Consider the following 26,119-nt stretch of genomic DNA (forward strand, 5'->3'; position numbering starts at 1 on the left):
GCGTTGAGAGGGAAAGCGATGGCTTACTCGCTGATGCGCGCCGCGCGCCGCCGGCGCAGGGTCGAGCAGGCGGTGATGCACACCGCCAGCCAGCCGCAGCCTTCGACCATGGCGCCCAGCACGTCGCTCAGGTAATGGGCGCCCAGGTAGACCCGGCTCAGGGCCACCAGGGCGACCATCGTACAGGCGCCCAGCACCACCAGGATGCGCACGCGCCAGCGCGGCACCACGCACACCAGGTAGGCCGCCAGCAGGCCGTAGAACACGGTCGCGCCCAGGGTGTGGCCGCTGGGGAAGCTGTAGGTGGACAAGGTCAGCAGCGGCTCGTCGAAGCTCGGCCGGGCGCGCTGGAAAATATACTTGAGCATGACGTTGAGCAGCTGCCCGCCCGGCACCGCCAGCACCAGGCAAATCAGCCAGTAGCGCGCTTTCTTGAGGTAAAAGTAGAGCCCCAGCGCGGTGGCCATCAGCGACACACCCAGCACGTCGTGGGTATTGGTGATGAACAGCATGGGGCCGGTCCAGATGCTGTCCTTGTATCCGTGGAACCAGTTCGCCAGGACGGCATCGAGCTCGGTGATGTCGTCGTGCGAGACGACGTCGGCCGCCAGGTTGCCGAACAGCGCGGCGGCCAGCATCATCAGGATGGCGCCGATGGTGACGTGCAAGCCGAGCTCGCCTTCGGGACTGAGGCGGGCGGCGACGAAGCTGCGTACGCGGGGATGGAAATTGATCACGATTGAAAGTTGGACGACGGCCGGCACCAGCGGCACGGCAACGTTTGCAATCGTACACGACGCGCCGCCCTTCGCAGCGCACAGACCGCCAAACCGGCGCCCTGCCCGCCGCTATTCCAGCGTATTGACCAGCTCGAGCAGCGCGGCGTGATCGAGCGGCTTGTTCAGGAACGCGGTCGCGCCCTGGCGCAGTGCCCAGACGCGGTCCGAATCCATGTCCTTGCTGGTGAGCAGGATGACCGGGATATGCCAGGTGGTTTCATCGTTGGTGATGGCGCGCGTGGCCTGGAAGCCGTTCAGGTTGGGCATGATGACATCCATGACGATCAGGTCCGGCAGCTCGCTGCGCGCCATCGCCACCGCTTCGACGCCGTCGGTGGCGAGGATGACGCGGTGCCCGTGGGCTTGCAGCAGTTCGGCGACGATCAGGCGCTGTACCAGCGAATCGTCGACGACGAGGATTTTTTGACTAGCCATGACAAATCGATTTCAATGGGCCGACGAGGAAGGCACTGCCTCCTCCTCCGCTGCTGCTTTGCGTTCGGGATGATAGCGCCAGTAAAAGGCGTCGGGGCGCAAGCCGAATTCCTTCTGCAATTCCTGGCAGACGATGGTTTCGGCCAGGTACAGTGCCTTCAGGTTGGTCGTGCGGCTTACCGTCACGTACACGCGCAAGGTCTTGGTCGAGCTGGAGTTATGCAGCTCGAGGGCGGTGACGTCGAGTTCCATGCTTCGCAGCTTGTTTCTGACGTAGCGCGCCACGTCTTTCCGCACGGCGTTATACAGCGCAGAATTGACCGCCTTTGGGTCAGGCATGAATAGAACCCCAATCAATGAACAAGCGCCACAGGCTCCCGCGGGACTGCTGACGCCACACAAAACCGGTTTTACCTGGTCCACCGGGCATGGACGTAATAGTCAATATGATACGTCAGATCATATTGCACTACAGCCAGCTTGCGCGCAGTATCGCCCGCGACTTGCACAGTAGTCAATCAAAATGTTGCTGTGCGCCAAATTTTACACCTGGGCCGGCTCAAGCGGCGGCTTGTTGAGCGAACGCACATGCACGAGCCGAGCCGCGTCAAGCGCCGGCGTGAGGCGGGCTAAGCAAGCCCGACGGATGGACGCGAATCAAACCCGCTAGTGGCGCCTTCTTACAAAATCGGCAGAACAGCAGCGCCCCCATCCCTTCCCGCCGGAGATCCTTGTGCGATTGAACCGATTTGCCACCCTCGTTTTCGCGATGGCCGTCTTCTGGTCCTCCTCCACGCCAGCGTCGCTGCTGACCATCACCCCCGCCGTCCAGACCATCACCGTGGCGTCCGGATCGGCCTGGGATGCCACGGGCACCATCACCAACCTGAGCGGATTCGATCTGCTCAGCACGGAGATATTTCTCGAGTTCAGCGGCTACCCGCACCACATGCTGGCACCCCAGCAACGCCTGGGCGGGATTGAATTTACCATCGGCAACAGGACAATCTCAGGCCTGACCGAACTGTTCCACGTCGACATCGCGCCCGATGCGGTGCGCGGCCTGGCTTATTCCATGGACGTGTTCGCGGCCGACATCCATGGCAATTTCAGCGACGTGACCACGTTTTCCTTCCTCATCGAGGGGCCGGCGGCCGCGGTGCCGGAACCATCCACGGTGCCGCTGGTGACCGCCGGGCTCATTGCGCTGCTGGCCGGCGTGGCCCTGGCCCGGCCCCGGGTCGGACATCCCAACGGCTTGAGGGGCTGACATGGCCAAGCCTGCAGCCGCTACCAAGGTCGTGCTCGGTGAGCCGGGGATTGAGCATGTGAACGGACAAGTGTTCCTCAACCTGCACATCATGAACGTGGGCGAAGCGCCGCTGGGCAATCTGCACATCAGCGCGATGACGCTCGGCAGCGCGCGCCGCGCCAGCCCGCCGGGATTCCCCATCGTGATCGAGCACATCGGCGCCAGCTCCACCGCGCATGTGACGGCGCGTTTTTCCAGCGCGGAGTTGACCGTGGGCGGCAAATACCTGTTTACCCTCGGCGGGACCTACACGGTGGGCGGGCTTGCGTATGGGCTGAGCCTGAACCGCTTCATCCGCCTGCCTGCCGCGACGGCGGCCGCGCTGCCGCGCTTCAAGGCGCGGGTGGAATCGTCGTCCCGGGCGCGCTACTGGAACTACACGCTGTTCAACGACGAGCCGGCCGCCAGCCGCAAGTCGATCGCCACCTTGTCCCTGGCGATCGCCGCGCCGGTGGCCGTGACCGGCATTCCCGCCGGCTGGGCGGTGGAAACCGACGGCCAGACCTTCGTGCTGTGGTACGCCGCCGACGATGCGCCGCCCTACCCGCATCAGCTCGCGCCCGGACAGTCCTTGTCCGGATTTCAATTGATGAGTGCCCGAACGCGGTCGGAAGCCAGCCCGGCCGCGCTGACCTCCTGGAACCACGCCAGCGACGAGGCCGGCCCCGTCGTGTCCGACTACGTGATGACACCGTACCGGTTTGCCTGAATCGATTCAATGCATGTAGGACGCGGGAGGGAAGCATGGAAGCCACTCGTTCGGCCATGTCGGCACTGGGGCGCGCGCTGCGCCGCTGGGTGCGCGCGCAGGTGCGCGTCCCAGCGCCGGCCAGCCCCGCCGGAGACGACACCGGCTTCGACCATTTTTCGCGCTCGCTGGGCAGCCAGGTCGCGCGCCGCGACGTGATGAAAGTGGCGCTGTTCGGCGCGGTCTCGGCGCTGCTCGGCAGCGTCGGCATCAGACAGGCGTGGGCGGCGGCCAACTGCCTGTGCGGACGCCAGCTGTACGACGTGACAACCCAATGCTGCACCCCGGCCGGAGTGCGGCCCAAGCATCCGCTGGCAGACCTGGCCTCGTGCCCCGAGCGGGTCGCGCATCCGGGCTACGTCTGCCGTCCGAACGGCTGCGGCGCCGCCGGCGGACAAGCCTTCCCGGGCGCGTTCGGTGCGGCCCGCTTCGGCGCCTGTTGCGACGGCCACGACTGTTGCTGGGGCGGCTGCAACAGTAACCGGCCACGCTGCGACGGCACTTTCATCGATTGCCTGCGCGACGCCTGCGACGCGGCCTACCCGCCGCGCCTCAATGCGCTCGGCCTGGACAGCAACCGGATCCGGCGGTCCTCGTGCCGCGCCACGGCGCGCGCTTACTTCGAGGGCGTCCAGACCGATACCTGGGGCACCCCGGCTTACCTCGCGGCGCAACAGGCGGCCTGCGACTGCTGCGGCACCCAAATCTGCAAGACCTGCCCCGGCGGCACCTGCGAGGCATTGCCCAGCTGCGAGGATCCCGGCTGCGTGTGCTTCCAGACCATTGAAGGCGCCGGATTTTGCCACCGTCCGCAACCGTGCGCGAGCTTGTCGGGCTGCACCTCCAGCGCCAGCTGCCCTCCCGGATGGGCCTGCGTCAGCCTCACTTGCTGCGGAAGTCACCCTGTTTGCATCCAGCCCTGCTTTGTCGTTGGCGGCGCCCGCCTGTCGCCCTTTGGGGCGGCACCGGCGCCGGGACCAACCACGGCGCGACCGGCCACCGCGCGCAGACACTGACCGCGCCATTCACATTCCAGCCACTGACCGGAGGTAAACAATGGGTATCCTGTTCGTCGTATGCGGCATCGCGGTGGTGCTGGTCCTGACCCTGGCCGGCGTGTCCAAGTTCGGCCGCGCTCCCGAGACCGCCAGCGCCATGCGCGAGTTCGGCGTACCCGCGCGATGGGCGGATTGGGCCGCTCCGGTGCTGCCTGCGGCGGAGCTCGGCATTGCCATCTGCCTGCTGACGCCAGGCGTGGCACGGGCCGGCGCGCTGGCGGCGACCGTGTTCATGGCGCTGGTGACCATGCTAGTGACGGCCGCGCTGCTGCAAAACAAACATCCCAGCTGCAACTGCTTCGGACAGGTGCGTGCCGCGCCGGTCAGCTGGGGCGTCGCCCTGCGCAGCCTGCTGCTGACCCTGTGCGCCGCTTACCTGCTGTGGACCGGGCGCGCACAGCTCGATCAGGGGCTGCTGGCAGAAACCAGCAAACTGGCGGCGACACTTGGCGCGGCCGTGCTGGCGTCGCTGGCCGTGGCCTGCATCTTTCTGCTCCAGGGCTGGCTGTCGCTGAACCTGGTGCGCCAGCAAGGGCGGCTGCTCCTGAAAATCGATAACCTGGAGCAGCGCCTGGCCGCGGCCGGCATCCCGGAACACCAGTCCGCGCCACTGACCGGCCCCCTGCCCGGCAGCGCCGCGCCCGCGTTCAGCGCCGTCACCCTGGCGGGGGCGCCGGTCGCCTCAAATACGCTGTTCGGCCACGGCACACCGTCGCTGCTGCTGTTCGTGAGCGCCGACTGCGCACCGTGCAAGGATTTGCTGACCGACCTGCTGGCATGGCGCGGCGCGCATCATCCCCACGACCGGCTGGTGACCGTCACCAGCGGAACGCCCCAGGCCAACCGCGACAAGCTCGGTGGCCTGATCGGCGCCGATGCCCTGCTGCAAGAGGAACGGGAAATCAACGCCCTGTTCAGGGTGGTGGCCACGCCAAGCGCCTTGCTGCTTGCCGCCGACGGCAGCATCGCGGCACCGATCGCCATCGGCAAGGACCAGATCATGGCGCTGGTCCAGGGCACCCGGGCGCGGGACGGCGCCGGCCTGCACGGGCGGCACATCGCCTATTCCTGACGAGAAAGGGGCCGATGCCGCAAAACGACAAACAACTGTTTATTTATACAGTACCTGTGGATTCATACAGTACTTGTGCTATTCTGGATTCACTCGCTCAACGCAAACCCCAAAGGAATTTGTCATGACTCCACTGAACGGTAACTTCGGCCTCGAATACGCTCCAACCCCATTCCTGATGCGCCTCGGCCGCCGCGAAGTACTGGTGACGCGCGATTTCCGCAAGCGCTTCTACCCGGTCAACCCCATCATCGAATGCGATACCGGCGTCGAGCCGGGCCATGTGGAAGTGCTGCTGCTGCGCCGCTGGCTGCTGATTCTCTCCAAGGCACATTAAACGCATATGCAAAGCTGATTTAATTCGTGTTCTTTCCGGTGGGAGCCATTTATGCTGTTTGTTCCCGCATTTCCCACCGAGAGAGCCCACCATGCTGTTAAAAAAAATAAGCCAGTCCCTGATCGCACTGACCCTGCTGTCACAAGCTGCCATCGCCGCTGACGTTACCTTGCTCAATGTGTCGTACGATCCGACCCGCGAGCTGTACCAGGACGTCAATGCCGCGTTTGCCAAGCAATGGAAGGCCAAGACGGGCGACAACGTCTCGGTCAAGCAATCGCACGGCGGTTCGGGCAAACAAGCCCGTGGCGTCATCGACGGGCTGGAAGCGGACGTGGTCACGCTCGCGCTGGCCTATGACATCGACGCCATCGCCGAGCGCGGCAGCGTGTCGCCCCAGTGGCAAAAGCGCTTGCAGCACAACAGCTCCCCCTACACCTCGACAATCGTGTTTTTGGTCCGCAAAGGCAATCCGAAAGGCATCAAGGATTGGAACGACCTGGTCAAGCCGGGTATCGCCGTGATCACGCCGAACCCCAAGACCTCGGGCGGAGCGCGCTGGAACCACCTTGCGGCCTGGGGCTACGCCCTGCGCCAGCCGGGCGCCACTGAAGCGACAGCCAAGGAATTCATCAGCAAGCTGTACAAGAACGTACCGGTGCTCGATTCGGGCGCGCGCGGTGCGACCACCACGTTTGTGGAACGCGGCATCGGCGACGTGCTGATCGCGTGGGAAAACGAAGCGCTGCTGGCGATCAAGGAACTCGGCCCGGACAAGGTCGACATCGTTGCGCCATCGCTCAGCATCCTGGCCGAGCCGCCGGTGTCGGTGGTGGACAAGGTGGTCGACAAGCGCGGCACGCGCAAGGTGGCGGAAGCCTACCTGCAATTCCTGTACACCGATGAAGGCCAGGAAATCGCGGCCAAGAACTACTACCGTCCGGTGGTGCCGAAGATTGCCGCCAAATACGCCGCGCAGTTCCCCAAGGTCAAGCTGTTCACCGTTGACGAAGTTGCCGGCGGCTGGACCAAGGCCCAGAAGGCCCACTTTGCCGATGGCGGCGTGTTCGACCAGATTTACCTGACCGGCAAGAAGTAACGATGTAGCCCGGTCGGGCAACCGTTACATCGCGGAGCCGTCCCCCCGCCAAGTGCCGTCCCGGCGCGAAGGCGATGGCTGCGCGGAGTGTCGGCCCGGTGCGCGTCGGCGGTACGTTGCGACGCGGCGGCTCCGTGCGAGGCTGCCTCGCGCAGCGTCAGCGCTGTGCCAAACGGGGCGACGGCCCGGAACGACGGCTCCCTGCGAGGCGCCGGCAAATCGCGACGCGCCGTGTTTGCGTGCGCAAGCGCTCATCGCGCGCCCTGCAACAGCGGTCCCTCCGTCATGCCCCTCCATCACACCCCTCCTCCACGCCTGTTTCCCCACGCTGTTCCCGCCCTGCATCCTGCCCTTAACCGGGGTATGATCGGATCGCCACGGAACCATTCACGGCCACACCGAAACTACGAGGAGACGTCAACGATGACACGCATGACCGCTAAAGATTTCGATCCCGAAGTGCTGAAGTTATTCGACCAGTACGTACACGGCCAGCTCGACCGCCGCGGCTTCCTGTCGCAGGCCGGCCGCTACGCGGTCGGCGGCGCCACGGCCGCCAGCATGCTCGCTGCGCTCTCCCCCAGTTTCGCGGCCCAGGTCGTGCCGCCCACCGACCCGCGCATCAAGGCTACCTACGTCGAGTACCCCTCGCCCCAGGGCTACGGCACCTTGCGCGGCTACCTGGTGCAGCCAGCCAACGCCAAAGGCAAGCTGCCCACCGTGCTGGTCGTGCACGAAAACCGCGGCCTCAATCCGCACATCGAAGACATCGCCCGCCGCGTCGCGCTCGAGAACTACATCGCCTTCGCCCCCGACGCCCTGTTCCCGCTCGGCGGCTACCCCGGCGACGAAGACAAGGCGCGCGAACTGTTCGGCAAACTCGACCAGACCAAGACGCGCGCCGATTTCGTCGAAGCCGCCGCCATCCTCAAGGCCATGCCCAATGGTACCGGCAAGGTCGGCGTGGTCGGCTTCTGCTACGGCGGCGGCATCGCCAATTACCTGCCGACCGTGGTCAAGCACCTGGCTGCCTCGGTACCGTTCTACGGCGCCCAGACGCCCGCCGCCGAAGTGCCCAAGATCAAAACGCCGCTGCTGATCCACGACGCCGAAAAGGATGCACGCATCCTGGCCGGCTGGCCCGCGTACGAAGCGGCGCTCAAGGCCAACAAGGTCGATTACCGGCACTACATCTATCCCGGCGTCGAGCACGGCTTCAACAACGACACCACCCCGCGCTACGATGAAGCGGCCGCCAAGCTTGCCTGGCAGCGCACCATGGACTTCTTCAAGAAACACCTGGGCTGACCGGCTCGCCATCCCCGCCAGCGCACAGGCGGGGATGGCTCCCCTGCGCCGGAACGTCAGCACCGGCGCCGGCGAACCAAACACCATCCCGCGCTGTCTGTCCTGTGTGAGCTTATTCACGAAAGGATGCCTGATGAAACCCCGACTCAAACCCCTCAAGGACCAGGTGATGGTGCTCACCGGCGCCACAAGCGGCATCGGCCTGACCACCGCGCGCATGGCGGCCGACGAGGGCGCCAGCCTGGTGCTGGCCGCGCGCGGGCGCGATGCCCTCGAACAGCTGGCCGGCGAGCTCCGCCTGCATGGCGCCCAGGTCGTCGCCGTCACGGCCGACGTGGGCGTGCCGCACGATGTGGCGCGCATTGGCCGCGCCGCGATCGAGCGCTTCGGCCGCATCGATACTTGGATCAACAATGCCGGCGTGGCGATTTTCGGCAAGCTGGAAGACGTCACGCTGCAAGACCACCAGCGCCTGTTCCAGACCAATTTCTGGGGCGTGGTGCACGGCTCGCTCGAAGCGCTCAAGCATGAAGACGCGCGGCGGCGCCGTGATCAACCTGGGAAGCGAAGTGTCGGATGTGGCGGTGCCGCTGCAGGGGATGTATTCGGCATCGAAGCACGCCGTCAAGGGCTTCACCGATGCGCTGCGGGTCGAGCTGGCCCACGATAGCGCGCCGGTGTCGGTCACCCTGATCAAGCCGGCCGCGGTCGACACCCTGTTCACGGTGCACGCGAAAAACTATATGGAGAAAGAACCGGCCCTGCCTCCGCCCATCTATGCGCCCGAGCTGGTGGCGCAAGCGATCCTGTATGCGGCGCGCCATCCGCGCCGCGACATCTACGTGGGCGCCGCGTCCAGGCTGATGTCGCTCGGCGGCTTTCACCTGCCGTCGCTGATGGACCGCTACATGCGGTATGCCCTGTTTCGCAAGCAGATGCGCGAGCCGTCCGCCATGCCGGCCACGCAGACCCGGCGCGACGCCCTGCACGCGCCCGATCCGGCCACCGCCATGCGCGAACGCCAGGGCATGGGCATGGTGGCGCAGGTGGCGGAATCGAGCACCTTCACGGCGCTGTCGATGCGCACCCGGCCCTTGCTGAGTGCCCTGTTAGGGGTGGGCGCCCTTTTTGCCGCCTGGCGCCTGTCCCGGCGGGGCGCTGGCCATGAATGCTAGATCGTCCTCGTCGAGCGGCACCGAGGGAATCGATTCGATGTGGTCGACGTCGATGTCGGCGCCATCGCGCACGGTGGTGTCGCGCCCGGCGGCGGCGCGTTCTCCGGTGCCGCTGGAATCGGTATCGCTGTCGAGGTCAGGGTCGCCGATATCGGGACCGGCGCCGCCGGCCGTGCCCGTTTCCAGGTCGGAGGTGGTGCCGCTGCCGAGGTCCAGCACGTCTTCGCGCGCCAGGCCTGATGCGCCGATCAGGTCGCTGCCGCTGTCGGACGAATCGCTGGGGCCGAGTGCGCCGGTACCATGGCCGGAGCCGAGCTTGCGGTCGGGAGCTTCAGGAAAGTTATCGGGGTCGAGCGTGCTGGTGCCTGTCATGGTGCCTCCGGAAATGATTGGATGGTGTGATGACAGCGTAACCAAAATCGGAGAATTGTGTCGCACGGACAAGGTTGACAAATTGCGTCCGAGGATGAGGAGCGAACTTGGGCCCCCGCCTCCGCGGGGGCGACGACTCTACAGGTAGTGGCCGCCCGCGACGGCTTACGGCTGCGCCATGCGGCATCGACAGGTAATGGCCCCCGGAACGCATAACAGCGCCGCCATGCGGCACCATCGGGGCCCGAAGCGTCAGCCCGCCGTCGTTGCCGGCGGCCGCCAGTTCATGCGCTCGGTGATATCCATCCCGATCCCGCGGTACCCCGTGAAGCGGCTCGACGAATCGAACATTGGCTCGCCGCTCACCTGCAGGTATTGCACCGTGCCGTCGGCGCGCGTGCGCGTGAAAATGAAATCGAGGAACGGCGTGCGGCTGGCGATATTGTCTTGCAGCTCGGCGCGCTCGGCCGGGTTCCAGCCGCCGTCGCTGTCGCTGTCGGCGCCGATGCCCAGCATTTCGCTGACGGGACCGGAAAACCGGGTCAGCTGGCCCTGCGCATCCTGCTCCCAGTACCAGTCCGACGACAGCTCGGTAAAACGCTGGAAACGCGCTTCGCTGGCGCGCAGCTCGGCGGTGCGCTCCAGCACCGTCTGTTCGAGCTGGCGGTTGTAATCGGCCAGGCGGCGGTACAGCAGACGCACTTCCAGCATGTTGTGAATGCGCGTCTGCACCTCGACCAGATCGAATGGCTTGCTGACGAAATCCTTGGCGCCAGCCTTGAGCGCGCGCAGCTTGTGCCCCGGCTGGGCGGTAATGACCAGCACCGGCAGATAGCCGCCCCGCTCGATCAGCTTGAGTCCTTCGATCACCTCGAACCCATCCATGTCCGGCATCTGCAGGTCGAGCAGAATCAGGTCGTAGCTGTGTTCGGCGTGCGCGGCGCACACGGTGCGCGGATCCTGAGTCGTGGAAATGTTGACGTAACCCGCGTTACGCAACATTTGTTCAAGCAGCATCACGTTCGCTTCCTGATCATCGACGATCAGGATGTTGCCGCTCAGGATTTCAGAAGGGTCAAGCATGTCGTTCTTTCAAAGTGGTGCATTGGTGCCGGAGTCGACAGTTTCGGCCAGGCCGTTTTCGGCCGCGTGCTGGATGGCGAGGTCGAGCGCATCCATGAATTCGCGCACGCGGATTGGCTTGGTGAGGTAGCGGAAAAATCCCGCTTCCAAGCCCTTTTCAATGTCGCGCGGCATGGCGTTGGCCGACAGCGCCACCACCGGAATATGCGCGGTGCCGCTGTCTTCGCGCAGGATCTTGAGCGCGCCGTAGCCGCTCATGCCGGGCAGGTTGATGTCCATCAGGATCACGTCGGGCTTGCAGGCGCGCGCCATTTCGACGCCATGGTAGCCATCGACGGCGGTGAGCAGTTGCAGGTCGCCGCGGCGCTCCATCAATTGCTCGACCAGCGCCAGATTGGCGGGGTTGTCTTCCACGTACAGCAAGGTCGGCTGGCGGCCGATCTTGCGCGCGGCGGCTTGGCGGCGGTCGCGCTCGAGGTCGTCATCGTGGTCCATCGCCAGCGCGGGCTCGGCGGCACTGGCGAATTCGACCCAGAACACGGTACCGGAACCGACCGTGCTGTCGACGCCGATGCGGCCATCCATCAGTTCGACCAGGCGCTTGGTGACCACCAGCCCGATGCCGGTGCCTTCTTCGGCACTGTTTTCCTGGCCCAGGCGGTTGAACGGCTGGAACAGCTGCGCCAGCTGCGCCGGCGCCAGGCCCGCGCCGGTATCTTCCACGCTCACGCGCACGCGGCCATCGGCCACCAGTTCACAGGTCACGCTCACCGAGCCGCCTTCGCGGTTGTACTTCATCGCATTCGACAGCAGGTTGATCATCACCTGTTTCACGCGGGTGCGGTCGGCGTGAATGTAAAGCTGCTTGTCGAGGATCGGGAAATGCAGACCGAGGTTGCGGGTGGCGGCCTGCGGGCCGATCATGCCCTGGCAGTCGAGCAGCACGTCGCCCAGCGACATCGATTCCTGCGACATCGTCACCTTGCCCGATTCGACCATGGCCAGGTCGAGGATTTCGTTGATCAGGCGCAGCAGATACCAGCCTCCCTTGAGAATCTGGTCGATCGAGCGCTGCTGGTGCGGGGCCGGCGGCGGCACGTCGGATGCCATCAACTGGGCAAAGCCGAGCACGGCGTTGAGCGGCGTGCGCAGTTCGTGGCTCATCGAGGACAGGAATTCGGACTTGGCGCGGTTGGCCTTGTCGGCCGTGGCGCGTGCGCTTTCCAGCTCGACATTGGTTTCCTGCAGCGCGTGTTCGAACTGCTTGCGCTCGGTCACGTCGCGCGCCGCGGCGAACACACCCTGCAGCTTGCGGTCGCGGTCGTAGAAGGTGCTGGCACTGTACGACACCACCGTCTGCGTGCCGTCGCGCGCCACCGCCGTCAGCTCGTAATTGGTCACCTTGCCCTCGCGCAGCACGCGCGTGACGGCTTCCTGCGCCCGTTCCGGCTCGGAAAAATAGCTTTTGAATGGCGCGCCGATCAGTTCGTCGCGGGTGCAGCCGGTCAGCGCTTCCATCTGCTGGTTGACGTCGCTGATGATGCCGCGCGGGTCGGTGGCGATCAGGGCGTCGGTATTCGATTCGATCAGCGAGCGCGTGTAGAACTGCTGGTCGCGCAGGCGCTGGTCGAGCAGGGCCTGTTCGGCCTCGACCTGCTTGCGGGCGGTATTGTCGCTGCCGATCAGCAGGTAGCCGATCACCCGGCCGGGCGCATCGCGCAGGGCCGTGACCGACACCAGCGCCGGAAAGCGGGTGCCATCCTTGCGGATATAGGTCAGCTCGTAAATATCCTCGATGCCGCGCAATGCCTTGAAGATCATCGATTCGAAGCCGGGAGCGATCGGCTCGCCCATTTCATGGCTCAGTTCAGCGGCGCGCGCTTCCAGCTCCTGGCGGTCGGAAATATCGGCCGGGGTCATCTTATCGACCACCTCGCCGGCGACATAGCCCAGCATGCGCGCGGCGCCGACGTTGAAGATCTGGATCACGCCCTGGGCATCGGTGGCGATGCTGGAGAAATTGGCGCTGTTGAAAATCGCATCTTGCAGCGCGCCGGACTTGAGCAGCGGCACCGCGTGCAGCGCCCGTTCGGCCTCGGTGCGCTGGCTGATGGCGCGCTGCACGCGCACGAACAGCAGCGCCAGGAAAATCAGCAGCAGGATGATGCTGGCCTTGATCAGGTTGACCGCGCCTGCCGAGTCCACCGCATAGTTCAGGGCAATGCCGCCGACCAGCAGCAGCACCGTCAAGGTGGCGCCAAAGCCGATCACCATCAGCCGCTCGACCGAGGTGTTGTGCAAGAAACCGGTGCTCATCCGATGTTTCCCTGGCGGTGACGCACGTCCGACAGCAGACGTCCGAATTCCTTCTTGACGACAGCGTAGCATTCGCACACGTCGTCCTCCAGCCCGGCCCGGTCCAGCACGGTGATGTGTCCGCGCCGGTAGCTGATGTAGCCGTAGCCCTGCAGGCGCCCGGCCGCCTCGGTGACGCCCTCGCGCCGCACGCCAAGCATGTTGGCGATCAATTCCTGGGTCATGGTCAGTTCGTTGGACGGCAGGCGGTCCAGGGTCAGCAGCAGCCAGCGGCACAGTTGCTGCTCCACCGAATGGTGGCGGTTGCACACCGCCGTTTGCGACATTTGCGTCAGCAGGGCCTGGGTGTAGCGCAGCAGCAGGCGCATCACATGGCCGCCGCGGTTGAATTCTTCCATCAGGATCGCGGCCGGCAAGCGGTAGGCATGGCCGCGCGTCTGCACCACGGCGCGGCTGGGCGTGCTGTCGCCGCCCATGAATACCGACACGCCGAGTACGCCTTCATTGCCGACCCCGGCAATTTCGGACGAGCCTCCATTTTCCAGAAGGTAATGGAGCGACACGATCGCCGTCGTGGGGAAGTATAAATGATGCAACTTGTCGCCCGATTCCGACAACACGTCGCCAAGCAACAGGGGAATCAGTTCGAGGTGCGGGGCAAGACGATCGAATTCGGCGTCGAGAAGCGCTGCCAACAAATGGTTCTGGTTAGGGTCGTGCTTACTGGACATTGGAGACAACCTATTCTTCCAGTGAATGGTGCGTTGAGTTAATCCGACAGAATATCACGCGCACATTCCATGGCGCAATGTATGACATTCGGAACCTACTCGTCCGTACGGAAGCGTACATACAAACGACACACTTTGGAGTATCGTAGAGCTACGGCCAGATGTGATCGTCGATCACCCGGACGCGTGCACGCAGGAGGTTCGCTGATGGGGAATTTATTGCGCCGGGTGCGCATTTCGATCTCGGTGTCGGCCATCCTGGCGCTGCTGGTCGGGCTGGCCTTGACTGCGCTGCTGTTCGCTTCGGTGCGACGGGTGGAAACCCAGGCGCGCACCGTGCGCTTCCAGCAGGATGCCATGCTGCGTATTAATGCCGTCTCCGGCGGCCTGTCGGACGCGATCGAGCAGCTAATGGTGGTCAACCAGCTGTTCAATACCTTCGGAGTGGTCACCAGGCAACAGTTCCACAGCTTCACCGCGCCCTTGCTGGCGCGTTATCCGGAACTGCACGCCCTCAGCTTCCAGCGCCTGGTCAGCCATGCCGGGCGCCCGGCCTACGAAGCGCAGCAGCGCCGGCGCATCCCGGGTTTTACCATCACCGATTTCATCGGCGGGCAGCACGGGCCGGCGCCGCGCCGCGCGCACTACAACGTGGTCGAGTATATTGAACCGGGGGCCGGCAATGACACCGCGCTCGGGCTCGACACCTCAGCCGTGACGACCTATGGCGACGCCCGCTCGCGCTCGCGCCGCAACGGCCGCGTCACCGCCACCGGCCTGCTCTCGCTGGTGCAGCAGCGCGGATTTCATACCGGCTTCCTGGTGCTCGCGCCGGTCTACCAGCGCCAGGCTCCGCAAGACACCGTCCGCCAGCGCGAACGCGCCGTGATCGGCGAAACAGCCGCCATATTCCGCGTCGACCACCTGATCCATACCCTGCTCGGCAGCGCCAGGCTGCTCGACCAGCCCGGCATGTCGATCAATATCTACGCATCGGGCTCGGCGCAGGCGGCGCAGCTGGCGTTTTCCAACGGCAAGGCGCCGCGCCGGTCCAGCAGCGTCAGCGCCCTGCTGCCCGTCTGGCTGCTGTACGACCACCCCGCCCCGGTCAACGCGGTGTTCAACGTGGCGGGAGAACCGTGGTTCATCGAAGTGACCCAGGAACCGCGCTCCTTCATGGACACGCACGCCGGATCCTGGTATGCGCTGCTGGGCGGCTTGCTGTCGAGCCTGTTGGCGGCCGGCTATGTCTACAGCCTGGTCTCGCGCCACTCGGCGATCGAGCGCGTCGCCGGCGAACGCACCGCCGCGCTGCAGTTCGCCAACCTGCGCCTGACCGAAGACCTGGCCCTGCGCAAACGCACCGAAAAGGCGCTGCGCCTGCGCGAGAAAGTCATTGAAGTGTCGGCCAACGCCGTCATCATCTGCAATGCCGAAGGCCCCGATTATGCCGTCGAGTACGTCAATCCCGCATTTGAATCAATCACCGGCTACAGCGCCGCCGAAGTCATCGGCAAGAGCCTCAAATTCCTGCAGGGCGCTGGACACGACCAGCAGAACATCGACGAAATCAGCGCCGCCCTGCGCGAACAGCGCGAAGGCCACGCCGTGCTGCGCAACTACCGCAAGGATGGCAGCGGCTACTGGAACGACCTGTTCATTGCTCCGGTGCGCGACGACGCCGGCGCGATCAGCCATTTCGTGGTGGCCCAGTACGACATCAGCGCTGTGATGCGCTTCGAGGCCGAGCTGGAATACCAGGCCAATCATGACGCCCTGACCGGGCTGGCCAACCGCCATTTGCTGGCCGAGCGGCTCTCCAGCGCGATTGCGCAGGCACACCGCGCGGGCACCGAACTGTGGGTCGTGTTCGTCGACCTCGACCGCTTCAAGTTCGTCAACGACACGCTCGGCCATGAAGCCGGCGACGCCATGCTGCGCGTGCTGGGCGAGCGCATCAAGGGTGCCGTGGGCGAGGCCGACACGGTATCGCGCATGGGCGGCGACGAGTTCGTGCTGGTCTTGCCCGGTTATCCAGGCGACGGTGGCGGTTTGCGCGTGCTCCAGCGCATCATGGATGCGGTGGCCGAGCCGCTGCGGATCCAGGCGCATGAATTTTTCGTCACCTGCAGCCTGGGCGTGGCGGTGTACCCGGCCGATGGCGGCAACGCCGACACCCTGACCAAGCATGCCGACATTGCCATGTACCGGGCCAAGGAGCTGGGGCGCAACAGTTACCAGTTCTATTGCCCCGAAATGAACGCGCGCACCCTGGAACGCTTGCAGATCGAGGCCGACCTGCGCCACGCGCTCGAACGCAACGAACTGGTGCTGCACTACCAGCCGCAGATCGATGTGAAGAGCGGCGCCATCGTCGGCATGGAAGCGCTGCTGCGCTGGGAGCATCCGGTGCTGGGCGTGGTCTCGCCGCTGCGTTTCATTGCCCTGGCCGAAGAAATGGGCCTGATCATCCCGATCGGCGCATGGGTGATTCGTACCGCATGCCTTCAGAACATGGCCTGGCAGAAGGCCGGACTGGGCCGGCTGCGCATTGCGGTCAACCTGTCGGCGCGCCAATTCACCGGCAAGGATTTGCTGCAATCGGTTGGCGACGCCCTGGAAGAAAGCGGCCTGGAGGCGCGCTACCTGGAGCTGGAACTGACCGAGAGCATGGTCATGGGCGATGTCGACAACGCCATCACCATCTTGCGCATGCTCAAGCAGCTGGGCGTGCACCTCGCCATCGACGATTTCGGAACCGGCTACTCCAGCCTGTCGTATCTGAGCCGTTTTCCCATCGACGTGCTCAAGATCGACCAGTCGTTCGTGCGCGACATTGCGCTGGACGCCGACGGAGCGGCGATCGTGGTGTCGATCATCTCACTGGCGCACAGCCTGCGCCAGAAAGTGATTGCCGAAGGAGTGGAAACCGCCGAACAGCTGGCCTTCCTGCGCGCGCATGGCTGCGATGAAGTGCAAGGCTATTTCTTCAGCCGCCCGGTGGGTGCGCTGGAATTTGAACACCTGCTGGCGCACGCGCCGTGCACCACCGGCTGAACCGCCTGCGGGCGCGCGCGCCGGCCACCACGCTCAATCAGGAGGGGCTACGTTTAAAACGAGTGGCGCATGCCGATGTTGAGGGCCGACCAGCCTTTGCCGCCGTCCGGCGCCGTCATGGCCATGTAGCCCGGTCCGGTACGGTGTTTTACCAGCGAATACGCGGTATAGAAATCGGTGCGGCGCGAGATTTGATAGGTGGCGCCGAAGGCCAGCATGTCCACATCGCGGTTGGCGCGGTCGCGGTCGTTCTTGCGCACGAACGACACCAGGTAGGTCGTGGCGCGCATCGGCACGGCAATGCCGACCAGTACGTCGCGGCTGTCGGTCGACGGCGTGCTGGCCATGGCGGCGCCGTAGGGATTATCAGGATTCCACAACGGCGAAGCACCCCAGCCGCGGTTGGCGCTGTAAGCGGCGTACGCCTTCATATTGCCCAGGTCGACATTGGCGGCGGCGATGGAATTCTTGGCATCCATGCGGGCGCCGAGCGAGGTTGCCGGTGCGACTTTGGCAACACTCTTGTTCTGGTGCGCGAGGCGCAGGGTGACCGGTCCGCCTGAGATACCGACCGACAGGCCCCAGGCGCGGCTGTTCTGGCGGTCGCGTTCAAAGTTGCTGAGGGCAAAGCGGCGCGGTTCGGTCATGTCCTGCAAGCCCATGCGCTTGCCGGGATAGCCGAATACCTTGGTGGCGGTCTCGGGCGTGCCCGAGTCGAATAGATCGCTGACATCAACCAGCGCCAGCCCCTGTTTGGCATCGGACGGCGTGAGGGCGGCCCGGTACACGGAAGTTTGTGTTTGAGCATTCGCACCCGCGGCGCAGGCGCACAAGGCAACAATGGCAAAAGAAGATGTTTTCATGGCGGTACTCCGTACAATTAATTCTACGCTAGTTACGTTATCCTCCAACCGGAATTTTTGTTCTGTCCGTTACCCCACATAGCAGGCTATCATCGCCGATATCGTATTGACCACCGGCCTGACAGGATGTCCACAGTGAGTAACAGCAGCAGCAAAACCTTCCGTTATCCCAAGATGCCAGGCACCTTGCGCGCCGATGTGCTGGCGGTCTTGCTGGCATCGGACGACATGACCGGCATTGAGAGTATTTTCGACCAAAGAAAGCAAAGCTTGAGCACGGTGATCCGCGCGCTGATCCGCAAGTACGGCTGGCCGATCGAGCGCAGGGACTTTCCGACCAACACAGCCGACGGCCGAGCTGGCTGGGCCTCGGTGTATTGCCTGCCGCAAGAGGTGATCGACGCGGCGCTGGCCGGCGCCGGGCGCGACTGGCTCGAGGGTGTGCGGGCGGCCAGATCGGCCCGCCGGCGCCGCCCGCTGCGTTCGCCGGGGGCTGCCAAAGCCAGGGCGGTCGCCGCGCCAGAGGAAGACGATGGCGAATAGGCACTGCCGGAAACGTTGCCGCAGGTCTAAGAAGGCCTGACAAAATCCCTTGCTTGTCAAAACGGCAACAACATCGTACACTGAGCCAGCGCACCCGGCCGTTATCGGCCCAAGAGCGGCCGTTAGAAAAAAAACCAAGCTTACTCCATGAAAATCGATACTCGACTTGCCTGCACAAGGGACAAGGACACCATTTGGACGCTGTACGAAAGCGCGCTGAGAGCTCACATCGAATCCATCTGGGGATGGGATCCAGTCTGGCAGCGAGACTACTTCAGCAAAGCATATGCTGCTGCAGCAAGCTATATCGTAGAGCTTGACACTAAGCTTTGCGGTTATATCCAACTCGACATCGATGACACCGGCGTCTATCTGCGCATGCTCGTTCTGACGCCAACGGTCAGATCAATGGGCATAGGGGCTTCGTTGTTACAGGAAATCCTGCGATGTACTCATCAAGCAGGTCGTCCTCTGCACTTGCGCGTGTTTCGTGTCAATAGCGCCGCGAAACGGTTCTATGAGCGGGAGGGGTGGGTTGTCGAAGCTGAGGATGAGGCATTTTTTACAATGACGCACCCGCTGAACGAGTTCGCCAGCATGAGTGGCTCTACGGTCGCCCTGGTTCCGGAAAGTTTTGAAGTCCGCATGAACGTATAAGCAGGGTCGATGGAAAGCTCGAGGGGCAATGACCACTTCGGGGCATACTGCTCGGAATCCAACCGATCGTGGCAAACTCGGCTGCAAGCATCACGTGCTGGTCGACCAGCGCGGTTTGCCATTGGTGGCCCGGATCCCGGGTGCGCAGGTACACGATTCACGGATGCTCATACCGCTCGTTGAAGCAATTCCGGCTGTCAAAAAGCTTTCAGGGTTCGCTCACAAACGCCAAGGGAAGTTACACACCGACCGTGCTGATTGCTCGCGAGCGTACCGTGCCCGGCTGCGCCGACGAGGTATCGCCGCACGTCTTGCATGCTACGCCGTCGACTCACGGGAAAGGCTGGGCCGCTGGCATTGGGTTGTTGAGCGGACCGTGGGTGGCTTCATCGCTTTCGTAGACCGCGTGTTCATCACGAACGGCCGGCAGATATTCACCAAGCCTTTCTTTCGCTGGCTTGTTCACTCATCTGTTGGCGGTATGTCGAGAGGTTTTGTCAGGCGTTCCAAGTCAACGCGATAAAAAATAAAGGGTGGTATGGGTCCAGAGATTTACAAGGTCGCCGACATTGGGCGCGGGTGCTTGGCAGTGATGGCAAAACCGGTGGCTGGCGAATGGATTGACGACGAATTTTCCGGCATCGCCAGGTATGGCATTACCGGCATGGTCTCCCTGCTGGAGCGGCACGAAATACACGAGCTCGGGCTGGTCGACGCGCCGACGCTGTGCGCGTCGAACGGTATCGCCTTCACGCATTTCCCCATCGCCGACCGCGGCTTGCCCGCCTCGCCGGGGGTTTTTGCACTGGTACAGGTGCTCGGTCAACGCATTGAGGATGGCGAACATATCGTGATTCATTGCCGGGCAGGCATCGGGCGCACCGGATTGATGGCCGCGGCCGTGCTGGTACGGCACGGCTGGACGCCTGAGGACGCCTTCAGGCAGGTGTCGGCGTCGCGCGGCGTCCAGGTGCCGGATACGCCGGAACAGTATGCCTGGGTAGTGACACATCAGAAGCGTTTGCGCGTGGTCTGACCGGTTCACCGTCCTGGCAAGCCGACCCTGGTTTCCTGTGGGAGCGTCGAGCCATGGGCGGGGATGCGTCTGGCTGAGGAGCGGGGGACGCAATTCGGGTCGCAGCTTGGCGTGGAACGCGGAACTTGGGTTCCCGCCGGCGCGGGAACGACGAATACTGGGCTACGGGTGCTAACTTCCTTGCTCCCGCGCCACGGCGGACGCCGCCAGACCCGAGTCGACGTGAAAGCAAAAGAAGCCAACAACCGGCGTGCTGGTGCCAGGCGACAGGCTACGTCACCGCTTGCGCGGGGCATGGATTGCCACTCGTGACGGAGGAACGCAATGGAACAGCATGGTCGACATAACCGTCCGGCCGCACCACGAGCGCCGCCACGCCGTCCAGTTCCGCTGCCCTCCCCGGCACCAGTGCCGTCACCACATTCACCCAGGCGCCGTCCAGCGCAGGCTGATAATGGCCCTGCACCTCCCCGTCCACCTGCAGTACCAGCCAGCGCCCGCTCGCCAGATGCTCGTACAGCGACGATGCCGTGCCGTCGGCATGTTGAAGAGGCCAATCCGGCAACCTGCGCCCGATCCAGCGCGCGCAGCCATCCCCCTCCGGCGCCCCGGAAAGCAGCGCCGCCGGATAGCGGATGCCGAAACCCGACAAGTCATGCGCCAGCGTCGCGTTGAGTTCCGGTCCCTTCATCAGGTCGCTGAGCGTGGCGCGCAGCGCCTGCCCTGCCGGGTCGAAGGAATCCATCATCAGCGCGCTCTGGGCCAGCGTGTTGCGGTATAGCGCCGCCCCCACCGGATGGCGTTCGCCCTCATAACTGTCGAGCAGCGACGCATCCGCCCTGCCCCGCAGCACGCCAGCGAGCTTCCAGCCCAGGTTCATGGCATCCTGCATGCCGACATTCATTCCCTGCCCGCCCGCCGGCAAATGGATGTGGGCCGCGTCGCCCGCCAAAAAGATCCTCCCTTTACGATAAGACTGCGCCAGACAGGTTTGGTTCGAAAAACGCGACAGCCATTCGGGCGAATGCATGCCGAAATCCTCCCCCGCCACGCGCCTCGTCGCTGCCGACAATCCTTCCAGCGTGACCGGAACCTCCACCGGCACATCGATCTCCTGCGCATCGACCACGATCACGCGGTACAGCTCGCCACCGAGCGGCACCACCATCATCCCACCTGCCGAATTGCCCAGGCTGATGGCCCGCCCCGGCGGCGGCGTATGCAGGCGTACGTCGCCCAGCATGGCCGTTTTGGTGGCCGCCAAGCCATCGAAAGCGATGCCGGCCTGGCGCCGCACCAGGCTGCGCGCTCCGTCCGCACCGACCAGATAGCGCGCCGCCAGCCGGAACGGCGATCCCGCCTGCGTGCCGCCGACCCACACGCCATCCTCATCCTGCCCGGTTGCCTCCACCGTGGCCCCGCGCCGCAAGTCGACGCCCAGTTCGCCAGCCCAGGCTTCGAGCAACTGTTCCGTCACGCTCTGGGGAATGAACAGCGTGAAGGGATAGGTGCTGTCGCAGGCGCTGAAATCGAGCCGGGTCGGCAGGCCGGCGAAGTGGCCGCTGGGAATGGGCATGCCGCGCGCCAGGAAACGCCCGGCCACGCCACGCAGCGCCAGCATTTCCAGCGTGCGCCCGTGCATGGTCAGGGCGCGCGATTGCGGCACCGTCTCGGCGCGCCGTTCGAGCACAGTCACGCGCACGCCGGCCACGGCCAGTTCGCAGGCCAGCAACAGCCCGACCGGCCCGGCGCCGACCACGATTACCTCTGCATTGCTTGTCATCGTCATATAAGCTAACATCGTTAGGGAGGCTTCAAAGATAAACCTAACACCGTTAGACTGTCAAGAAAAAGAGGACATCATGGGAATTTCGCGCGAGGCGGTGATCGCCACGGCACTGGGCTTGCTCGATGAGGTCGGGCTGGAGGGATTGACGATGCGCCGGCTGGCCGACGCGCTCGACATCAAGGCCGCATCGCTCTACTGGCACTTTGCCAACAAACAGGTTTTGATGGACGGCATGGCCGACGCCCTGATGGCAGGCGTGGCGCAGGAAGCGGCGCCTGCCTCATGGCGCGACGCCGTCGGCGCCACGGCGCGGGCGGTGCGCGCCGCCCTGATGGCCCGGCGCGACGGCGCGCGCGTGTTCGCGGGCACCTACGTGGTCACCGACAACGTGCTGCGCGTGGCCGAGTCGATGATCGGCCCGCTGCGCACGGCGGGCGCCAGCACACGCATGGCGGGCTGGGGCGCGTTTTCCATCCTGTACTACGTGCTCGGGTTCGTGATGGAGGAACAGGCGCTCGATCCGGCAGCCGCCGCGCCCATCGATGCGGCCAGCCGGCGCGGTCCGTTCGAGGAACTGGCGGCGCAACGCTATCCGCACGTGCTGGCGGCCATGGACGACCTGTTCGACATGGACTTCGAGGCCCGCTTCGAGGCAGGTCTGGACCTGATTCTCACCGGGCTCGACGTCAAGATGAAGGCGGACGCCGGCTAGAACTCTTCCCACTCGTCGGCCTGGGTAGCCGGCTTGGCGGTCCGGGTCGCGGCTGGGGCTGGCGCCTTGGCGGCCGCCTTCGCCACTGGCTTGGCCACCACCCTGGCGCGCGCCGGCGCGGCAACGGCAGTGCGCATCGGTGCGCGCAGCGGCGTTCCCTGCGCATCGTCGCCATGTAGCTTGAACACGCTGACCGCCTCGGCCAGCTGCACCGCCTGCCCCTGCATGCTCGCCGCCGCCGCGGCGGCCTCCTCGACCAGGGCCGCGTTTTGTTGCGTGGCATTGTCCATCGCCACGATGGCCACATTCACCTGCCCGATTCCGGCGCTCTGCTCGGCGCTGGCGGCGGCGATCTCGCCCATTATGTCGGCCACCTGACGCACCGAACCCATGATCTGCTGCATCGTTTCGCCCGCCTGATTGACCAGGGCGCTGCCATTTTCGACCTTGCCCACCGAATCGTCGATCAGCGCCTTGATTTCCTTGGCGGCGCTGGCCGAACGCTGCGCCAGGTTGCGCACCTCGGACGCCACCACCGCGAAGCCGCGCCCCTGCTCGCCGGCACGGGCCGCCTCGACCGCCGCGTTCAGCGCCAGGATGTTGGTCTGGAAAGCGATGCCATCGATCACGCTGATGATGTCGACGATCTTGCCGGAACTTTCCCTGATCGCACCCATCGTTTCAACCACTTCACTGACCACGCGGCCACCCTTGTTGGCGTGCTCGGCGGCGGAAACCACAAGGGTGTTGGCCTGGCGCGCATTGTCGGCGTTCTGGCTGACGATGGACGTCAGTTCTTCCATCGACGACGCCGTTTCTTCCAGGCTGGCGGCCTGGTTTTCGGTGCGCGAGGCCAGGTCCATATTGCCGGCGGCGATTTCGGAGGACGCGGTCGTGATCGTGTCGGTGCTGCTGCGCACGGCGCCGACGGTGCGGGTCAGGCCATCCACCATATCCTTCAACGCCGTCAGCAGGCGCCCGGTTTCATCCTGGCGAGTCACGTCGATGCGGGTGGTCAGGTCGCCGCGGGCGACCGTCTCGGCCAGCGTCACGGCCTCGCCGATGGGAACGGTTACGGACCGGGTGATCAGAAAGCCTGCAACGGCCGAGATCGCGCTGGCCAGCGCCAGCAGCATCAACATCATCAGCGCCGCCGAGCTGGACGCGTCCGCCGCTTCCTTGCCGTCGCGCGCCATCAGCGCGGTCTGGTACTTGAGCACGGCGTCGAGCCGGCCGAAGTAGGCGTTCTGTATCGGAATGACTTCCTTGAACAGGAATTGGACGGCGTCGTCGCGCTCGCCCGCCTCGAAACGCTTGACCGCTTGCGAACGCAACTGGAAATAGGCATCGAAGGCCTTGGCCTGATCCTGGAATAATTGTTTCGCTTCATCGGCGACCATCATCGCGCCCAGCTTGGCGGATGCCTCGGCGCCGGTGCGGTCGGCATCGAGCATGCCGGTCATCAAGGTTTGGGATTGGGCCGGATCGGGCGCCAGCATGGCGTTGCGCAGCGACTGGGCGCCGCGGTTGGCGTAGCTGCGCATGACATTGGTCAGCTCGACCTGGACGTAACGGTCGTTGACGATATGGTCGGTCAGGGAACTGGTGTAGCGGATGCGGCTGATCCCGAACAGGGACATCACCAGCAGGATGCAGATCGTCAAGCCAAAACCGATTGCAAGGCGTGCACCAATTTTCAGATCAGAAAACATCACGACAATCCTCCTTGACGAGCGTTCACATGGCTAACCGATGAGAACGATTGTAAGCCTGCTTCATGCAACGCAGTCAAGGAGTGTTGTTAAGCGGCACACTGCGGCCGCATCGGTCTAGCGCTGGGCCGGCACGAACTCCTGCAGCACGGCCTGGCGCAGCAGCGCAGGCGGCACCAGCCCCTGCGCCAGCACGAAGTCGTTGAAGGCCTGGCGGTTGAACTTTTTACGCAGGGCAACCTCGGCCGCCTGGCGCGTTTCCATCAGGCGCTGGTAGCCGTAGAAATACGAGGTCGCCTGGCCCGGCGCGCGGAAGGTGTAGCGCTGCATTTCCTGGGTGGCCATGCCTTCCGACAGCCCCACCTCATCCATCAGGAAAGCCTTGACACCCTCGGGCGTGATCTCGCCCAGGTTGACCATGGGATCGAGGAAGGCGCGGGCGGCGCGCTGCATGCGGGCTTGCAGCGCGAACAACTGGCCGTCGAGCGGCTCGTAGGGCTGCATTTCCGCTTCCGCGTACAGGGCCCATCCTTCGACGTTGACGCTGTTAAACGCAAACACCGCGCGCGCGGTCGAGACGCCGGTTTCGATCATCTTGGCGAATTGCAGCTCGTGCCCGGGGCGCGCTTCGTGTGCGGTCAGCGTCCAGGTCGCCGCTTCGTGGGTGAAGTCGTCGAAGGCCAGCGTCTTGCCCTTGGCGTCGGGCGGCATGCCGGCGGTCAGCACGAATTCGCCATATTCACCCGTGTTGCCGATCAGGCGCGGCGGGTTCATGTGCGGCGCCGGCTGCGCTGCGCTCTCGGCGGTGCTGGCCATGCGGATGACCGCCTTGCGCGCCGGCAGCGACACGATATTTTGCGCGCGCACGGCCGCTTCGATCTGGACCAGGCGGTCGGCGTACAAAGGCATGACCTGGTCGGGCGCGATCTGCTGCTTTTTCAGCTCGGCCATCACGGCGCGGTAATCGGGATTGGCCAGCTTGCGCTCGCGCGCGATCAGGCCGGCGGTGATATTCATCTGGTTGCGGATTTCGGCGAACGAGGTCAGCGCCTTGGCGATCAACTCCTGCGGACTGATATCGACCCCGAACTGGCGCAGGTTATTGGCATAGACCTCGGCCGGCAAACGGTGGTGGCTGCGCGCGCGCGGCAGGATCTGCTTTTTCACGTGCTCGTTGTAGGCCGTCAGCTGCGTTTCGAGCGCGGCGAAACTTGGCTCCCAGCCTTGCAGGTCGCTCTTGCTCAGCAACTCCTTGATGCCCTTGATCAGGGTCGGGCTGTCGTTGATCGCCTGCTCCACTTCATCCTTGAAAGGACCGATCAGGTTCTTGTTCGCTTTCAGGCGCTCCTGCAGGCGTTCGACCGCCAGTTCGGTGGACGGGCGATATCCCTTGGCCAGGCCGGCATATTTTTGCAGCCGGACCAGCAGCGTCTTCTGGCGCTCCTTGGGAATGCGCGGGTCGAGCGTCTGGCGTACCACGCCGAACAATTGATCGGCCAGCTTATCGAAGGGGATAAAATGCTTGCGCTCCAGAGCGGCCGAGCGCATCTGGTCTTCGGCGCTGCCGATCAGGATATCGATATCCTGGCGGATCTTGGCGTCGGTCTCGGTTTTGCGGCGTTTTTGCAGTTCCGCGATCACGGCGCGGGTATCTTTATTGGTCTGCTCAAAATGGTCGCGCGACAGGTCGGTGATTTGCTCGTCGTAACCGTCGACACCGAGGCCGCTGGCGCCTTCGGGTGCATATTTGGCCATCACGTTAAGCACAAGCTTGGCGTTGGCATTACTTTTGGTGACCCACGCCGGTTCGGCGGCGGAAACAGCGGCGCACAGCGACAGCATGGCCAGGGCGACGGCGGCGCGGATAGTGCGGATGGTGGTGTGAGGCTTCGACATGACGCTCCTTGTAGTTATACATATGCGGC

The 26,119-nt window shown here is 64.5% G+C and carries 24 protein-coding genes and 1 pseudogene; 14 read left to right on the forward strand and 11 right to left on the reverse strand.

Features of this window, described 5'->3' with window-relative positions; translation table 11 throughout:
- Positions 1–23 precede the first annotated feature (23 nt).
- The 3 genes from CR152_RS29870 to CR152_RS29880 all read right to left on the reverse strand — a co-directional run bounded on the left by CR152_RS29870 (position 24) and on the right by CR152_RS29880 (position 1,553).
- Positions 24–737, reverse strand: a complete 714-nt coding sequence (locus CR152_RS29870) for a phosphatase PAP2 family protein (protein WP_229413700.1) — start codon at positions 735–737, stop codon at positions 24–26.
- A 111-nt stretch (positions 738–848) separates the two neighbouring features.
- The gene (locus CR152_RS29875) at positions 849–1,214 is read right to left on the reverse strand and encodes a response regulator (RefSeq protein WP_099881066.1); all 366 of its coding nucleotides are present in this window, start codon (positions 1,212–1,214) and stop codon (positions 849–851) included.
- 12 nt (positions 1,215–1,226) lie between these two features.
- Positions 1,227–1,553 carry a hypothetical protein gene (locus CR152_RS29880; protein WP_099881068.1) on the reverse strand — a complete coding sequence of 109 codons (327 nt, stop codon included), beginning with the start codon at positions 1,551–1,553 and terminating at the stop codon, positions 1,227–1,229.
- Between the two features lie 394 nt (positions 1,554–1,947).
- Between CR152_RS29880 and CR152_RS29885 the strand changes: the two genes are divergently transcribed.
- The 8 genes and pseudogenes from CR152_RS29885 (at position 1,948) to CR152_RS29920 (ending at position 9,323) form a co-directional block, all read left to right on the forward strand.
- The gene (locus CR152_RS29885; RefSeq protein WP_157778827.1) at positions 1,948–2,484 is read left to right on the forward strand and encodes a hypothetical protein; all 537 of its coding nucleotides are present in this window, start codon (positions 1,948–1,950) and stop codon (positions 2,482–2,484) included.
- Position 2,485: 1 nt separating this feature from the next.
- Positions 2,486–3,235: a hypothetical protein gene (locus CR152_RS29890; RefSeq protein WP_099881072.1), complete on the forward strand. Its 750-nt coding sequence runs from the start codon at positions 2,486–2,488 to the stop codon at positions 3,233–3,235.
- Positions 3,236–3,270: 35 nt separating this feature from the next.
- Complete coding sequence (locus tag CR152_RS29895) at positions 3,271–4,290, forward strand: phospholipase A2 family protein (RefSeq protein ID WP_099881074.1); 1,020 nt, start codon at positions 3,271–3,273, stop codon at positions 4,288–4,290.
- Positions 4,291–4,330: 40 nt separating this feature from the next.
- On the forward strand, positions 4,331–5,404 hold the full coding sequence (locus tag CR152_RS29900) for a TlpA family protein disulfide reductase (protein ID WP_099881077.1): 1,074 nt from the start codon (positions 4,331–4,333) through the stop codon (positions 5,402–5,404).
- A gap of 124 nt (positions 5,405–5,528) precedes the next feature.
- A complete protein-coding gene (locus CR152_RS29905; RefSeq protein WP_099881079.1) occupies positions 5,529–5,741 on the forward strand; it encodes a hypothetical protein in 213 nt (70 codons plus the stop codon).
- A gap of 91 nt (positions 5,742–5,832) precedes the next feature.
- On the forward strand, positions 5,833–6,840 hold the full coding sequence (locus CR152_RS29910; protein WP_099881081.1) for a sulfate ABC transporter substrate-binding protein: 1,008 nt from the start codon (positions 5,833–5,835) through the stop codon (positions 6,838–6,840).
- Positions 6,841–7,263: 423 nt separating this feature from the next.
- Positions 7,264–8,148: a dienelactone hydrolase family protein gene (locus CR152_RS29915; protein WP_099881083.1), complete on the forward strand. Its 885-nt coding sequence runs from the start codon at positions 7,264–7,266 to the stop codon at positions 8,146–8,148.
- Positions 8,149–8,281: 133 nt separating this feature from the next.
- Positions 8,282–9,323, forward strand: a pseudogene (locus tag CR152_RS29920) (SDR family oxidoreductase).
- On the opposite strand, the gene CR152_RS29925 reads toward CR152_RS29920, so the two are convergent.
- The 4 genes from CR152_RS29925 to CR152_RS29940 all read right to left on the reverse strand — a co-directional run bounded on the left by CR152_RS29925 (position 9,258) and on the right by CR152_RS29940 (position 13,825).
- On the reverse strand, positions 9,258–9,695 hold the full coding sequence (locus CR152_RS29925; protein ID WP_099881085.1) for a hypothetical protein: 438 nt from the start codon (positions 9,693–9,695) through the stop codon (positions 9,258–9,260). The pseudogene CR152_RS29920 and the gene CR152_RS29925 sit on opposite strands and share 66 nt — an antisense overlap.
- 252 nt (positions 9,696–9,947) lie before the next feature.
- A complete protein-coding gene (locus CR152_RS29930; RefSeq protein WP_099881088.1) occupies positions 9,948–10,778 on the reverse strand; it encodes a response regulator in 831 nt (276 codons plus the stop codon).
- A gap of 9 nt (positions 10,779–10,787) precedes the next feature.
- Positions 10,788–13,094 (reverse strand): PAS domain-containing hybrid sensor histidine kinase/response regulator, encoded by a 2,307-nt coding sequence (locus tag CR152_RS29935; RefSeq protein WP_229413701.1) that lies wholly within the window; start codon positions 13,092–13,094, stop codon positions 10,788–10,790.
- Positions 13,091–13,825 carry a Crp/Fnr family transcriptional regulator gene (locus tag CR152_RS29940; RefSeq protein WP_099881090.1) on the reverse strand — a complete coding sequence of 245 codons (735 nt, stop codon included), beginning with the start codon at positions 13,823–13,825 and terminating at the stop codon, positions 13,091–13,093. The genes CR152_RS29935 and CR152_RS29940 overlap by 4 nt, the downstream gene beginning before the upstream one ends.
- 207 nt (positions 13,826–14,032) lie before the next feature.
- On the opposite strand from CR152_RS29940, the gene CR152_RS29945 reads away from it, so the two are divergent.
- A complete protein-coding gene (locus CR152_RS29945) occupies positions 14,033–16,882 on the forward strand; it encodes a bifunctional diguanylate cyclase/phosphodiesterase (RefSeq protein ID WP_099881092.1) in 2,850 nt (949 codons plus the stop codon).
- A 53-nt stretch (positions 16,883–16,935) separates the two neighbouring features.
- Here CR152_RS29945 and CR152_RS29950 read toward each other — a convergent pair whose 3' ends face one another.
- Positions 16,936–17,745, reverse strand: a complete 810-nt coding sequence (locus CR152_RS29950) for a porin (protein WP_099881094.1) — start codon at positions 17,743–17,745, stop codon at positions 16,936–16,938.
- Between the two features lie 135 nt (positions 17,746–17,880).
- Between CR152_RS29950 and CR152_RS29955 the strand changes: the two genes are divergently transcribed.
- The 4 genes from CR152_RS29955 (at position 17,881) to CR152_RS29965 (ending at position 19,981) form a co-directional block, all read left to right on the forward strand.
- Positions 17,881–18,288 (forward strand): hypothetical protein, encoded by a 408-nt coding sequence (locus tag CR152_RS29955; protein ID WP_229413702.1) that lies wholly within the window; start codon positions 17,881–17,883, stop codon positions 18,286–18,288.
- 147 nt (positions 18,289–18,435) lie between these two features.
- Positions 18,436–18,945: a GNAT family N-acetyltransferase gene (locus CR152_RS29960; RefSeq protein WP_099881096.1), complete on the forward strand. Its 510-nt coding sequence runs from the start codon at positions 18,436–18,438 to the stop codon at positions 18,943–18,945.
- A 28-nt stretch (positions 18,946–18,973) separates the two neighbouring features.
- Complete coding sequence (locus CR152_RS35130) at positions 18,974–19,468, forward strand: transposase (RefSeq protein WP_157778828.1); 495 nt, start codon at positions 18,974–18,976, stop codon at positions 19,466–19,468.
- A gap of 15 nt (positions 19,469–19,483) precedes the next feature.
- The gene (locus tag CR152_RS29965; RefSeq protein ID WP_099881098.1) at positions 19,484–19,981 is read left to right on the forward strand and encodes a protein-tyrosine phosphatase family protein; all 498 of its coding nucleotides are present in this window, start codon (positions 19,484–19,486) and stop codon (positions 19,979–19,981) included.
- A gap of 271 nt (positions 19,982–20,252) precedes the next feature.
- On the opposite strand, the gene CR152_RS29970 is transcribed toward CR152_RS29965, so the two are convergent.
- Positions 20,253–21,770, reverse strand: a complete 1,518-nt coding sequence (locus CR152_RS29970) for an FAD-dependent monooxygenase (RefSeq protein ID WP_208640226.1) — start codon at positions 21,768–21,770, stop codon at positions 20,253–20,255.
- Positions 21,771–21,843: 73 nt separating this feature from the next.
- Between CR152_RS29970 and CR152_RS29975 the strand changes: the two genes are divergently transcribed.
- Positions 21,844–22,482: a TetR/AcrR family transcriptional regulator C-terminal domain-containing protein gene (locus CR152_RS29975; protein ID WP_099881100.1), complete on the forward strand. Its 639-nt coding sequence runs from the start codon at positions 21,844–21,846 to the stop codon at positions 22,480–22,482.
- On the opposite strand, the gene CR152_RS34915 is transcribed toward CR152_RS29975, so the two are convergent.
- Together CR152_RS34915 and CR152_RS29985 are read right to left on the reverse strand one after the other, a co-directional pair.
- Positions 22,479–24,194 carry a methyl-accepting chemotaxis protein gene (locus CR152_RS34915; protein WP_099881102.1) on the reverse strand — a complete coding sequence of 572 codons (1,716 nt, stop codon included), beginning with the start codon at positions 24,192–24,194 and terminating at the stop codon, positions 22,479–22,481. The two genes, CR152_RS29975 and CR152_RS34915, sit on opposite strands and share 4 nt — an antisense overlap.
- Before the next feature lie 117 nt (positions 24,195–24,311).
- Complete coding sequence (locus CR152_RS29985; RefSeq protein WP_208640227.1) at positions 24,312–26,090, reverse strand: DUF885 domain-containing protein; 1,779 nt, start codon at positions 26,088–26,090, stop codon at positions 24,312–24,314.
- Between the last annotated feature and the right edge of the window lie 29 nt (positions 26,091–26,119).

Origin of the sequence: Massilia violaceinigra, from assembly GCF_002752675.1 — a bacterium.
Lineage (GTDB): Bacteria > Pseudomonadota > Gammaproteobacteria > Burkholderiales > Burkholderiaceae_D > Telluria_A > Telluria_A violaceinigra.